16 protein-coding genes are annotated in these 11,981 nt (G+C 46.7%); 4 read left to right on the top strand and 12 right to left on the bottom strand.

What is annotated here, in order from left to right; all coding sequences use genetic code 11:
* The first annotated feature begins 17 nt into the window (after positions 1-17).
* Both OCU49_RS06710 and OCU49_RS06705 read left to right on the top strand, forming a co-directional pair.
* Positions 18-611 (top strand): SIS domain-containing protein, encoded by a 594-nt coding sequence (locus OCU49_RS06710; protein WP_261844209.1) that lies wholly within the window; start codon positions 18-20, stop codon positions 609-611.
* The gene (locus OCU49_RS06705) at positions 612-1,190 is read left to right on the top strand and encodes a BON domain-containing protein (protein WP_261844208.1); all 579 of its coding nucleotides are present in this window, start codon (positions 612-614) and stop codon (positions 1,188-1,190) included.
* Positions 1,191-1,261: 71 nt separating this feature from the next.
* Here OCU49_RS06705 and OCU49_RS06700 read toward each other — a convergent pair whose 3' ends face one another.
* From OCU49_RS06700 to moaB, 12 genes are all read right to left on the bottom strand, one after another.
* A complete protein-coding gene (locus OCU49_RS06700; protein ID WP_261844207.1) occupies positions 1,262-1,696 on the bottom strand; it encodes a ClpXP protease specificity-enhancing factor in 435 nt (144 codons plus the stop codon).
* A gap of 80 nt (positions 1,697-1,776) precedes the next feature.
* Positions 1,777-2,406 carry a stringent starvation protein SspA gene (sspA, locus tag OCU49_RS06695; protein WP_261844206.1) on the bottom strand — a complete coding sequence of 210 codons (630 nt, stop codon included), beginning with the start codon at positions 2,404-2,406 and terminating at the stop codon, positions 1,777-1,779.
* An 88-nt stretch (positions 2,407-2,494) separates the two neighbouring features.
* Positions 2,495-3,256: a cytochrome c1 gene (locus OCU49_RS06690; RefSeq protein ID WP_261844205.1), complete on the bottom strand. Its 762-nt coding sequence runs from the start codon at positions 3,254-3,256 to the stop codon at positions 2,495-2,497.
* Complete coding sequence (locus tag OCU49_RS06685; protein ID WP_261844204.1) at positions 3,256-4,503, bottom strand: cytochrome b; 1,248 nt, start codon at positions 4,501-4,503, stop codon at positions 3,256-3,258. The genes OCU49_RS06690 and OCU49_RS06685 overlap by 1 nt, the downstream gene beginning before the upstream one ends.
* Complete coding sequence (petA, locus tag OCU49_RS06680) at positions 4,503-5,099, bottom strand: ubiquinol-cytochrome c reductase iron-sulfur subunit (RefSeq protein ID WP_261844203.1); 597 nt, start codon at positions 5,097-5,099, stop codon at positions 4,503-4,505. Before petA ends, OCU49_RS06685 begins: the two co-directional genes overlap by 1 nt.
* Before the next feature lie 268 nt (positions 5,100-5,367).
* Positions 5,368-5,760, bottom strand: coding sequence for a 30S ribosomal protein S9 (gene rpsI, locus OCU49_RS06675; protein WP_261844202.1), 393 nt, complete (start codon positions 5,758-5,760; stop codon positions 5,368-5,370).
* A 15-nt stretch (positions 5,761-5,775) separates the two neighbouring features.
* A complete protein-coding gene (gene rplM / locus OCU49_RS06670; protein WP_261844201.1) occupies positions 5,776-6,204 on the bottom strand; it encodes a 50S ribosomal protein L13 in 429 nt (142 codons plus the stop codon).
* Positions 6,205-6,476: 272 nt separating this feature from the next.
* Complete coding sequence (gene zapE / locus OCU49_RS06665) at positions 6,477-7,586, bottom strand: cell division protein ZapE (protein WP_261844200.1); 1,110 nt, start codon at positions 7,584-7,586, stop codon at positions 6,477-6,479.
* Between the two features lie 183 nt (positions 7,587-7,769).
* Positions 7,770-8,345, bottom strand: coding sequence for a molybdenum cofactor guanylyltransferase MobA (gene mobA / locus OCU49_RS06660; protein WP_261845203.1), 576 nt, complete (start codon positions 8,343-8,345; stop codon positions 7,770-7,772).
* 9 nt (positions 8,346-8,354) lie between these two features.
* A complete protein-coding gene (locus tag OCU49_RS06655) occupies positions 8,355-8,603 on the bottom strand; it encodes a MoaD/ThiS family protein (protein ID WP_261844199.1) in 249 nt (82 codons plus the stop codon).
* A 46-nt stretch (positions 8,604-8,649) separates the two neighbouring features.
* Entirely contained in the window at positions 8,650-9,888 is a 1,239-nt protein-coding gene (locus tag OCU49_RS06650; RefSeq protein WP_261844198.1) for a molybdopterin molybdotransferase MoeA, read from the bottom strand.
* Positions 9,885-10,436: a molybdenum cofactor biosynthesis protein B gene (gene moaB / locus OCU49_RS06645; RefSeq protein WP_261844197.1), complete on the bottom strand. Its 552-nt coding sequence runs from the start codon at positions 10,434-10,436 to the stop codon at positions 9,885-9,887. Before moaB ends, OCU49_RS06650 begins: the two co-directional genes overlap by 4 nt.
* A gap of 281 nt (positions 10,437-10,717) precedes the next feature.
* Between moaB and OCU49_RS06640 the strand changes: the two genes are divergently transcribed.
* A complete protein-coding gene (locus OCU49_RS06640; protein ID WP_261844196.1) occupies positions 10,718-10,906 on the top strand; it encodes a hypothetical protein in 189 nt (62 codons plus the stop codon).
* A 186-nt stretch (positions 10,907-11,092) separates the two neighbouring features.
* Positions 11,093-11,980, top strand: coding sequence for a UTP--glucose-1-phosphate uridylyltransferase GalU (galU, locus tag OCU49_RS06635; RefSeq protein WP_261844195.1), 888 nt, complete (start codon positions 11,093-11,095; stop codon positions 11,978-11,980).
* Position 11,981 lies beyond the last annotated feature (1 nt).

The following is an 11,981-nucleotide window of genomic DNA, read 5'->3' as shown; positions in this document are numbered from 1 at the left end:
TCCACACAGGAGCCCCGATGGTACTTCAAGATCGCGTCATTAACTTATTTCATAACACTATGGAAGTTAATGCTCAAACCATCGAAGAATATACGCCCCTGATTGCACATGCTGGCGAACTTCTCCTTAACTGCCTGATTTCAGAAAGTAAGATTCTGTGTTGCGGCAATGGTGGCTCAGCAGCACTGACTCAACACTTCAGTTCCCTGCTCATTAACCAGTTCCGCCATGAGCGCCCGGGGCTACCTGCGATAAACCTCTCTAGCGATGGCAGCGCCATAACAGGCATCAGCGATAACGGCCACTACAACGACATTTTCTCTAAGCAAATACGCGCACTGGGACAACCCGGAGACCTGCTGATTATTGCCTCATCAGACGGCCGTTCTCAGAATCTGGTACAGGCAATACAAGCCGCCCATGACCGTGACATGATGGTTATCGCTCTTACCGGCGGAACTAATGACAACATCCAGTCTCTATTACTTCCTGATGAAGTAGAATTTTGCATTCCGGCAGATGATTACAGCCTGATTTATGGCGCGCATCTGTTGGTTTTACACGCTTTATGTGACCTTATTGATTATCAGCTATTCGGCGGAGAAGAATAAATGAAACGAGTCATCGCCTTAATTTTATCCAGCGCTATTCTTAGCGGTTGTGCCAGTCTTATCGGCGCAGCCCGCGAAGAACCAGTTCAGGAAGATGTTGGCAGCCGCACAACAGGTAGCTACATCGATGATGAACTCATCGAAGTAAAAGCCCTGGTTAACATCAGCAAAGGTTCTCAGGAACTCCAGCAAAGCAATATCAGTGTTACCAGCTTTAACGGTATTGTGCTGCTTAGCGGCCAGGTTGCTTCAGAACGCAGTAAACTGGAAGCAGAGCAAATTGTTGGTCAGATTCGTAAAATCCGACGCGTTCACAATGAACTCACACTGACCAGCCCAACCTCCGCACTCACCCGCGCCAGCGACGCTTTTATTACAGCAAAAATAAAAGCCAACATGCTGGGTGACGAAGCTGTCGACGCAACACGCATTAAAGTTGTTACTGAAAACGGTGTTGTTTACCTGATGGGCCTGGTAACCCGGAACGAAGCTGACAAATCTGTCGACCTGGTTCGCAGAGTGAACGGCATCCAGAAGATCATTAAAATATTTGAATATGTTGACGATGGCACTGCTTAATTGCCACACCCAACAATAAAAAAAGGGTCACAATCGTGACCCTTTTTTTATTGCCGCATATATAACAGCGACTACTTAACAACCTTAAGGCTTGGCCTCTTCCCAGGCTTAGGCTTATCTTCTGCTTCTTCAAGCAAAGGCTCATCCCGCGTAAACTCAGCCTCACCCGCTGCTTGCTGTTCGTACAGCTCAGCACCCGGCTCCATACCAAAACCCATCCCCTGGCCGTTCTCACGCGCATACACAGCCATAATCGCGACCATAGGCACAAAAACATTCATTGGCACACCGCCAAAACGGGCATTAAAACTAACACCATCATTATCTATAAACAGATTCTGCACCGCCGATGGGGAAATATTCAGCACTATCTGCCCGTCCTGGACAAACTGAGTTGGCACCACCACGCCTTCGACATGCGCATCAACGGCCAAATGCGGTGTACAACTATTATCTAAAATCCACTCCTGCAATGCACGTACAAGATAAGGTCTGCTTGGATTCATATTTATCACTCTAAGCCAATAATCAGGCATAAAAAAAGGGATTAAGCTAAAGCGTAATCCCTCTGGATATACCATGTAGTTTAGTCGCGCATTTCGCGCTCTTCCTCAGAAAGACTTAACTGGAAAGATTCACGTTCAAACAAACGCTCCATATATTCCAGCAGATCTTTACACTGAGCTTCAGGTAACTCAACACCCAGAATCTCTAAACGCCACAGCAGTGGAGCAATACAGCAATCCACTAATGTAAATTCTTCACTCATGAAGAAGTCTTTTTCACCAAAGATCGGAGAAATAGTTACCAGACTGTCACGCAGCTGCTGACGCGCTGTATCAACCTGATCCATATCTTCGCTGTTCAGAATGACATCAACCTGTGAAGACCAGTCACGCTGAATACGATACATAAACAGTCGACTTTCAGCACGCGCTACAGGATAAACAGGTAGCAACGGTGGATGAGGAAAACGCTCATCCAGATACTCCATCATCACATTTGGCTCATACAACACCAACTCACGATCCAACAGAGTTGGCAGGCTGTTGTACGGATTCAATGATGCAAGATCTTCCGGCAAGTTGTTCGGATCACAATCATTAATTTCGACTGCCACGCCTTTTTCTGCCAGCACAATACGTACGCGATGGCTGTAATGGTCTGTACCATTAGAGTAAAAAGTCATGGAAGAACGCTTGGCCACTACGCCCATTAAATCACCCTTTTCCTGATTCCTAAAAATAACTATACGCGACCCCATAACAGGGTCGCGTATCCGTAAAGCATACTATTAAAACGCGTTAGTGAATGTCGCGCCAGTATTCTTTCTTCAGAGCGAAAGCAAATACGAAGAAGATAGCCAGGAAGATAAGTACTTTAGTACCCAACTCCTTAGACTCTTCCAATACAGGGTTGCCCATGTATGACAGGAAGTTAACCAAATCGTATACAGTCTGATCAAACTCTTCTACAGACTGCGTACCTTTTTTGCTCTGAGTCAGACAACCACCCATGGTCATACCGGTCAGCGGATCAATCTTCTTCTCCTGATGCTTCAGCTCATCAGGTGTACAGTGGTTAGACTGTACGCCCTGCAAGCCCTCAAGCACGTTAGGCATACCAACGTCCGGGAATACTACGTTGTTAACACCCCAAGGACGCTCAGCATCTTTATAGAAGCTACGCAGATATGTGTATAACCAGTCTTCACCACGCAAACGTGACTCAAGCGTCAAATCCGGTGGCGGAGCACCAAACCAGCTACCTGCATCAGCAGGAGACATAGCAATAGTCATTTGCTCGCCAACTTTCTGAGTACCGAAAATAAGGTTCTCTTCAACCATATCTACCGGGATTTCCAGATCGATAGCCGCACGCTCAAAACGCTGGTAATTAGCAGAGTGGCAACCCATGCAGTAGTTAACAAAAGTTGTCATGCCGCGCTGCAGTGACGCCTTATCAGTATGATCGACGTCGATATTGTCCAGAGGCACACCGCCACCAGCAGCATGACCTGCAGCAGGCAGCAACACCATCATCAATGTGATAAAAAACTTTTTCATTAGCCTGTCACCCTTTCTGGTACCGGTTTAGTCTTTTCCATTCTGGTGTAGAACGGCATCAGGAAGAAGTACGCAAAATAAAGAGCAGTAAAGATCTGTGCTGCCAGAGTACGTTCAGGTGAAGATGCTACAACACCCAGGTAACCCAGAACCACAAAGCTAATAGCGAAAATTACTAACCAGATTTTGCTCCACATTCCCTTATAGCGCATAGACTTAACAGGGCTGCGATCCAGCCAAGGCAATACAAACAAAATAGCAATCGCACCACCCATTACTACAACACCCGGGAACTGAGATCCCAAAATAGGCGGTATAGCACGCAACATTGCGTAGAAAGGCGTGAAGTACCATACCGGAGCAATATGCTCAGGTGTTTTCAGCGGGTTTGCAGGCTCAAAGTTTGGCTTCTCAATAAAGTAACCACCCATCTCCGGGAAGAAGAAGATGATCATGCAGAAGACAAACAGGAACACAACAACACCGACAATATCTTTCACAGAGTAGTAAGGGTGGAATGGGATACCGTCAAGAGGGATACCATTTTCATCTTTCTTCTCATTAATCTCGATACCATCCGGGTTGTTCGAACCTACTTCATGCAAAGCAATAATATGCATAACTACCAGACCCAACAGGACGATAGGCAATGCAACAACGTGCAATGAGAAGAAACGGTTCAGAGTAATACCGGAAATCACATAGTCACCACGGATCCACTCAGCCAGGTCAGGACCGACAATTGGCACCGCAGAGAACAGAGAAACGATTACCTGAGCACCCCAGTAAGACATCTGACCCCATGGTAATAAGTAACCCATGAAAGCTTCTGCCATCAGTGCCAGATAGATAGCCATACCGAAGATCCACACTAACTCACGCGGCTTACGGTAAGAACCGTAAAGCAGACCACGGAACATGTGCATGTAAACAACAACGAAGAATGCTGAAGCGCCAGTGGAGTGCATATAACGCAGCAACCAGCCGTACTCGACATCACGCATGATGTATTCGATAGAAGCAAAAGCTTCTTCAGAAGTTGGCGTATAACTCATCGTCAGCCAGATACCGGTCAGCAGCTGGTTAACCAGAACCAACAGAGCCAGGGAGCCAAAGAAGTACCAGAAGTTGAAGTTTTTTGGCGCATAGTATTTCGCCAGGTGATCATCCCACATCGCTGTAAGCGGGAAACGATCATCAATCCAGCCCATCAGACCTGGATTACCTTTATTTCGTGAGCCAGCCATTACACAGTCTCCGGATCGATACCAATGATTAGAGTATTATCTTCCGCATAATGATGCGGCGGAATCACCAGATTGCTTGGCGCAGGAGACGCTTTAATCACGCGACCAGACAAATCGAATCGAGAACCATGACACGGGCAATAGAAACCACCTACCCACTCATCGCCAAGATCCTGTGGAGCAATTTCCGGACGATATGTTGGCGAACAACCCAGGTGCGTACAAATACCCACTAGCACTGACAAATCTTCACGAAGCGCTCGAGCTGGTGTATGCGGAATATAATCAGGCTGCTGCGGCACTTCCGAAAGTGGATCTGTAAGGCTCGGATCCAGATTAGCCAGATCTTCAAGTGCTTGCGCACCACGACTGACAATCCACACCGGCTTGGCACGCCACTGTACAACTATCTGCTGGCCCGGCTCGATCTTACTGACGTCTACTGTAACCGGAGCACCCGCTGTTCTGGCTTTAGCACTGGGTGACCATGAAGCTACGAATGGAACCGCAGCTCCTACAGCACCCACAGCTCCGACAACAGAGGTGGCACCGACTAGGAGACGTCGCCGCCCCTTATTCACGCCGTCATTACTCATTAAGACTTTCTCCCCTCACTCAACCTTGCACCCCCGCTTATGCGGAAATCATGGCTGCTCGTAATGAATACCGATTTAACGGATTTTTAAAATGCGCCAAATATTAAAGAAAATCCCTGCTTCTTACAAGGTAATTCCACCGCAAAACGGCGTTTTTACCCCTATAGTTGACCTTGCACAAAGGATTGAAAAACAGGCACAAAAAAACGCCCGGACCGCAAGAGCCAGGGCGTTTTCTGGATGATACGAAAGTCGTATCGAAGCGATATTAACGCTTGGAGAACTGTGGACGCTTACGTGCTTTACGCAGACCCACTTTCTTACGCTCAACTTCACGTGCGTCACGGGTAACGAAACCAGCAGAACGCAGTTCAGGACGTAATGTCTCATCATATTCCATCAGTGCACGGGTTACACCGTGACGGATAGCACCAGCTTGACCGAAGCTACCACCACCTTTAACTGTTACATAAACGTCGAATTTTTCAACGTTGTCAGTCAGTTCCAGAGGCTGCTTAACAATCATACGCGCAGTTTCACGACCAAAATACTCTTCCAGAGTACGCTGGTTAACAGTGATCTTGCCAGTACCCGGACGCAGGAAAACACGAGCGGTAGAAGATTTACGACGGCCAGTGCCGTAATACTGAGTAGTAGACATAATTCAACCTGCCCCTTAGATAGTCAGTTCTTGTGGCTGTTGAGCCGCATGCGGATGTTCTGCACCAGCGTACACTTTCATCTTAGTGTACATAGCACGACCCAGGGGACCTTTAGGCAGCATGCCTTTAACGGCCAGTTCGATAGTACGGGTTGGGTGAGTTTCAACCATCTTCTCGAAAGAAGTTTCCCGCAGACCGCCAGGGTAACCAGTGTGACGGTAGTAAGTTTTATCCTTACGCTTGTTACCGGTTACGTGAACTTTTTCAGCGTTAACAACAACGATGTAATCGCCAGTATCAACGTGAGGTGTGTATTCAGGTTTGTGCTTGCCACGCAGACGGCGGGCAATTTCAGTAGCCAGACGACCCAGGGTTAGACCCTCAGCATCTACAACATACCAATCGCGTTTTACCTCTGCAGGCTTTGCGCTAAATGTACTCATGATATTTTCGCCTTTACATCAGTCTGATCTTATATATACAAGACCGACGACCTTATAATTATTGGTTGCCAGCGAAGCGTAAACCTCTCTGACAACTTCATATAACCCAGTTATTTTGAACGGCTTTCACTGAACCCAATAACAAGAGGCGCGCATTATAATGCAGCACCTCAGATAAACCAAGCCTGTTTACGCTTAATTACCCATTAAATTGATAGTTTCTTCAAAGAAGCCCTTCAGAAATCTGCTCTTCCAATAAATGACGTCTGAAATTAAGCACGATGCTCTCTTGCCAGATAGTCATGGGACTGCATTTCCAGCAAACGACTCTGAGTCCGGGCAATCTCAAATTCCAGACCACCTTGCGTATAAATCTCAGGAATTGACGCAGCAGCAGATATTATCAATTTAACGCCGCTGTCATAAAACTCATCAACCAGATTTATAAAACGCCTGGCAGCATCATCATTAGCACGCCCCAACTGCGGCACATTGCTCAGCAAAACCGCATGGAAGATTTTAGCAAGCTCAATATAGTCATTCTGGCTCCGGGGACCTTCGCACAGTTCAGCGAAATCAAACCAGACAACATCTTCACAGCAACGACGAGACTTAATTTCACGACCATTAATTTCCAACACTTCTGCCTCGACAACCTCCTCAAGGTCAGGTGCCAGATTTTCAAAGCTGGTATTCAGACTCACATCTGCAGCCGCATCCAGCGGGTGATGATACAACTCCGCCTGCTCAAGGGTTCGTAAACGATAATCCACACCGCCATCGACATTAAGCACATCAGTGTATTTATTCAGCAACTTGATTGCCGGAATAAATCGCTCACGCTGCAAACCATTCGCATACAAACCATCAGGCACAATATTCGATGTCGCAACCAGCGTGACGCCATTGGCGAACATTTGCTCTAACAGCCCACCCAATATCATGGCATCAGTAATATCTGTTACAAAAAACTCATCAAAACAGATAATCTGAAACTCAGACGCAAACTTTTTACCAATAACAACCAGAGGATCCGGCGTACCATCCAGCAACCGCAGCTCTTTATGAACCCGCTGCATAAAACGATGAAAATGTGTTCGCTCTTTATTATCAAAAGGCAAGCTGTCAAAAAACGTATCCATCAGATAGGTTTTGCCGCGCCCTACTCCACCCCAGAAATATAACCCCTGCACAGGCTCAACCGGCTGTTTGTTAAAACGCCCTGTTAAGCGCTGCAATAAACCGCCTTTAGGTTTTTCCTGCTGAGCTGCGAGCATATTCTCGTATAACCGCTGCAAATGCTTAACTGCCACTTCCTGAGCAGGATCATAGCTAAAGCCTTCCCGCTCCAAATCAGCCTTATAGCGTTCTAAGGGGGTCATAACACATCCAAATAGTCTGTTTTCAAATCTGCGGGGGACTCTACATAGACCCCGCTTACTTTGCAACGCAACATAAGCTTCCCTGCTACTAAAGGCGCTTGGTGCTAACAGCCCTGAAACAAAAAAGCCGGACTCTGTGAGCCCGGCTAATTCTGCATTACATTTAATGACAATTCGTATTTGTTACATCTGCAGTTCATCTGGTGAATTCAAATTTTGCAGCTGTCCAGCTAAATCACCTACGTCAACCTCACAAAACGGATGTTTACGCATCCATCCCTGTACACCACGACGCCCTTCGCTCAACCACTCATCAAGCGAGCCCGCATATTGACGGGGAATAACTGCATGCAATGGATGCCACCATTCAGCTTCAGATAACACACAGATATGCTCCGGCTGATCTGCGGCTGCCGTCAAGAGTCGTTCAATTACCTGATCGCTTAACAAGGGCGTGTCGCATGGCAAAATCAACAGATTATCTGTTTCACAGACTCTCAAAGCAGCCTGAATACCCGCCAATGGTCCCTGATATCCTTCAAGTTCATCTGCAACTGTAATGTCGGCCAACTCAGAATAACGAGGAATATTACGATTACAACTAATCAGTAACGAAGACACTCTTGGGCGTAAAAGCTGTACTGCATACTCAACCAAAGGCCGCTGCCGGAACTCTACCCAACCCTTATCCTCACCGCCCATGCGTTGTCCCTGTCCACCAGCTAGCACCAGGCCGCTGACAACATCACGATTTAGCATTGTCACGCATTAACCGCCTGTTACCGGTGGAAATAACCCTAACTCATCACCATCACTCAGCTGCGCATCCATAGCAACCAACTCCTGGTTAACCGAACACAACAGATCCGCATTACCCAAAATATCATTCCAGACATCACCACGCTGACGAAGCGACAAAACCACATCAGCAACAGAACATGCTTCACCACAAGCAACTTCTGTCCGCTCAAGCCCTAAAGTTTCACGAATTGAAGCAAAAAACAGCACATTAATCATCCAGCCACCCAATTATTATTTCGTCGATGCTTGCGAAATATACTACCTAATTCAACACTTCACTCAATGGAATGAAATCATAAAACTGACCTTCCACCACCTGAGTGTCACAAGGCACAATCATAAACCCAGCTGCACTGGCCGCAGAACTCAGAATTCCAGAACTTTGACTTCTGCTCAGACAAGCTTTACCAGCGTCCAGCTCAACACGAAGGTATTCCTGACGGGAAATAGCTTTTGTACGATTAAAGCCTGCAGCAACCTTAAAGATTTGTGGCAGAAATTCTGTCGCACCCTGAGATTTCAACAAGTAAGACCTCGCCAGAATAGCAAAGGTCACAAATACAGACGCAGGATTTCCTGGCAAACCAATAAACGGCGTACCCGCAACCTCACCAAACGCCAACGGCTTACCCGGCTTAATAGCCATTTTCCACAGGTTCAGCTTACCAAGTTTTTCCACTGCAGCTTTAACATGGTCTTCCTCACCAACGGAAACACCGCCGCTACTGATAATACAATCAGCTCCGTTAGCAGCTTTTAAAAGCGCAGCCTCAGTTGCCTCAAAGGTGTCCTCTACTGTCCCTAAGTCCAGAATATTAAGACCTAGCCCCTGCAACAAACCTTTCAGCGTAAACAGATTCGAATTATAAATCTGACCTGGCTGCAACGGACTCCCGGGCATAACCAATTCATCGCCAGTTGTCAGAATAGCTACCGTCAGAGGCTGTACGACTTTTACATTGGCCACACCGACTGAAGCCAACACCCCCAGATGAGCAGCCAGTAACCGCGTACCAGCTTTCATTACTACCTGGCCAGATGCGATATCCTGAGCTTTCGGACGTATATTCGCACCAGAACGAACCGGCTCTTTAAATTCAACCCAAACACCCTGTTCATCTTCACCGCTAACAGTATTTTCCTGCATTTCAACGGCATCCGCTCCAGGCGGAATTTCTGAACCAGTAAAAATACGTGCAGCAGTACCCACCTCAAGCAACTGTGGTGCAACTCCAGCCGGAATACGTTGAGAAATATAAAATCGCTTTCCTTGCTCCAGGCTAGCCGCGTTTAGCGCATAACCATCCATCGCACTATTATCCTGCGGCGGTACATCAACAGAAGAATAAACATCTTCTGCTAACACTCTTCCCAGAGCACTTTCCACAGCCAGATCAACATGGTTTTTGCTAACCTGCGCCAGCTCCAGCATGGCATTCAACGCCTCAGCAACAGGCATCAGCGCCTGCTGCTTTTGTGTATCACACCCGCAGCCACTCATCCCCGGCTCCCGCACGCAGTTGCAACTGCGGACGTCATTACCATTTCAACAAAGTTACATGGCCGATGACGGGAATCCAGCTGTTCACAAATAATATTATTCCAGGCTGTTTTACAGGCACCTGTCGAGCCCGGCATACAGAAAATAGCTGTTCGGTTCGCTATACCTGCAAAAGCACGGGACTGCACTGTTGATGTGCCAATTTCCTGATACGAAACCTGACGGAATAACTCACCAAAGCCTTCTATATGCTTATCGAATAATGGCGTCATGGCTTCAGGTGTAGAATCACGCAGCGTAAAACCCGTCCCGCCAGTAACTAAAATTGCATGTATCTCCGCATCTGCTATCCAGGCAGAGGCAACCGCCCGCAACTGATACACGTCATCAATACAGATCGTACGGGTCGCCAACTGATGACCAGCCTCCGTTAACCCGGCAACTAAAGCATCACCAGAAGTATCGTTCTCCGGCGTACGGGTGTCAGATACTGTTAATACCGCAATATTTAAAGGCTGAAATGGAACGTCTTGCTTAGCATGACCCATGACTAAATCTCCGATCTGAATTAAAAGCCCGGCTAAATTATTGTATGCCTGCTATGCAAGCAAGCTTTATTTAGCAATCAACAGACCATATTACGAATCCAATGACCTAAGTTAATTTTTTCAGAGACTCCGCAGTAACAAGCTTTATCTATGTATTCAGGTATAATTCAGACACTTCAATCCACCAGTTCTTCTGATAGAATAGCTGTACTACAGATTAGCCTACGGAAAGGCCTTCCATAACAACCGGAAGAAAAACAATTACACGGAGAATACCTCAGATGACTTCTCAAACATCAGCAAACCGCTACACACAGGAACTTGAGAACATGGAGCGTTTATTTGTGCGCCTGACACAAGATCTCGAGCAAGAAATGCTCATTTCAGACGATATGACGTATAAACCTATTCTACAAACACTGAATAATGCTGACACATCCCGTTACACCCCAGAAAAACAAAGCAACTAACCATCACTTGCAACCTTTGGTCCTCACGCTTAAAACGATATACTGATTTTTTGCAGTAATGTTTGTCTGTGACGCCAATTCTTCCGAGATACAAAAAGCAACATACTCCAGCTTTAATAATGCCTGATCTTTTTCAGACAAAATAAACACGCAATAATCAAAGATTAACAGAGAGCTATCAACATCATGACAACTGTTCGCAAAGCTATTATCCCGGTTGCAGGTTTAGGTACCCGTGTTCTTCCTGCCTCAAAAGCAATTCCGAAAGAAATGCTACCTGTTGTAGACAAACCGGTTATCCAACATGTTGTAGAAGAAGCTGTCGCCGCAGGCATTAAAGACATTATTCTGGTTACCCGCAGTGGGAAATCCGCCATTGAAGACCATTTCGATACACACTACGAACTAGAAGCAGAACTGAGCCGTAAAAACAAAACAGCTTTGCTTGAAGCAATTACCAATATTGTCCCGGACGACGTAACTATTCAGTCAGTTCGACAGTCTCACGCTCTGGGTCTGGGGCATGCAGTTCAGTGCGCTGCCAGCATGATTAATAACGAACCATTTGCAGTGATTCTGCCAGATGTGCTGGTGAATAATTTCAGCCAAACAAAAAACGACCTTGCCTGCATGATCTCAGCGTTCGAAGCCAGTAATGCTGCACAAATTATGGTGGAAACTGTTCCTGAAGATAAAGTCAGCTTATACGGCATCGCAGATTGCAAGCAGATTACACCTGAAGCAGGCAAATCAACTCCAGTAGTACGTTTTGTCGAAAAGCCTGCTGCAGAAGAAGCCCCTTCCGATCTGGCGGTCGTAGGACGTTATATTTTGCCGGCACGCATTATGGACCTGCTGGCCACGACCGAACCTGGCGCAGGCAATGAAATCCAGTTAACCGATGCCATGGACGCCTTAATCAAAGAAGCAACGATGGAAGCTTACCGCATGCAGGGTAAAACATACGATTGCGGTAATAAAACAGGCTTTTTGCAAGCAAACCTGGCGTACGGACTCCAGCACCCGGAGACTGCAGCAGAACTTACCACCTTCATTGAGCAACTTAATAAATAAT

It is taken from the genome of Aliamphritea ceti (genome assembly GCF_024347215.1).
In the GTDB taxonomy this organism is placed as follows: domain Bacteria; phylum Pseudomonadota; class Gammaproteobacteria; order Pseudomonadales; family Balneatricaceae; genus Amphritea; species Amphritea ceti.
The sequence above is the reverse complement of the archived record's forward strand: the minus strand, read 5'-3'. Positions and strand labels throughout refer to the sequence as shown.

Bases quoted from the DNA above. Each gene is read 5' to 3' on its own strand.
- OCU49_RS06710 (WP_261844209.1), top strand. From the start codon at position 18: ATGGTACTTCAAGATCGCGTCATTAACTTATTTCATAACACTATGGAA.
- OCU49_RS06705 (WP_261844208.1), top strand. From the start codon at position 612: ATGAAACGAGTCATCGCCTTAATTTTATCCAGCGCTATTCTTAGCGGT.
- OCU49_RS06700 (WP_261844207.1), bottom strand. From the start codon at position 1,696: ATGAATCCAAGCAGACCTTATCTTGTACGTGCATTGCAGGAGTGGATT.
- sspA (WP_261844206.1), bottom strand. From the start codon at position 2,406: ATGGGCGTAGTGGCCAAGCGTTCTTCCATGACTTTTTACTCTAATGGT.
- OCU49_RS06690 (WP_261844205.1), bottom strand. From the start codon at position 3,256: ATGAAAAAGTTTTTTATCACATTGATGATGGTGTTGCTGCCTGCTGCA.
- OCU49_RS06685 (WP_261844204.1), bottom strand. From the start codon at position 4,503: ATGGCTGGCTCACGAAATAAAGGTAATCCAGGTCTGATGGGCTGGATT.
- petA (WP_261844203.1), bottom strand. From the start codon at position 5,099: ATGAGTAATGACGGCGTGAATAAGGGGCGGCGACGTCTCCTAGTCGGT.
- rpsI (WP_261844202.1), bottom strand. From the start codon at position 5,760: ATGTCTACTACTCAGTATTACGGCACTGGCCGTCGTAAATCTTCTACC.
- rplM (WP_261844201.1), bottom strand. From the start codon at position 6,204: ATGAGTACATTTAGCGCAAAGCCTGCAGAGGTAAAACGCGATTGGTAT.
- zapE (WP_261844200.1), bottom strand. From the start codon at position 7,586: ATGACCCCCTTAGAACGCTATAAGGCTGATTTGGAGCGGGAAGGCTTT.
- mobA (WP_261845203.1), bottom strand. From the start codon at position 8,345: ATGCTAAATCGTGATGTTGTCAGCGGCCTGGTGCTAGCTGGTGGACAG.
- OCU49_RS06655 (WP_261844199.1), bottom strand. From the start codon at position 8,603: ATGATTAATGTGCTGTTTTTTGCTTCAATTCGTGAAACTTTAGGGCTT.
- OCU49_RS06650 (WP_261844198.1), bottom strand. From the start codon at position 9,888: ATGAGTGGCTGCGGGTGTGATACACAAAAGCAGCAGGCGCTGATGCCT.
- moaB (WP_261844197.1), bottom strand. From the start codon at position 10,436: ATGGGTCATGCTAAGCAAGACGTTCCATTTCAGCCTTTAAATATTGCG.
- OCU49_RS06640 (WP_261844196.1), top strand. From the start codon at position 10,718: ATGACTTCTCAAACATCAGCAAACCGCTACACACAGGAACTTGAGAAC.
- galU (WP_261844195.1), top strand. From the start codon at position 11,093: ATGACAACTGTTCGCAAAGCTATTATCCCGGTTGCAGGTTTAGGTACC.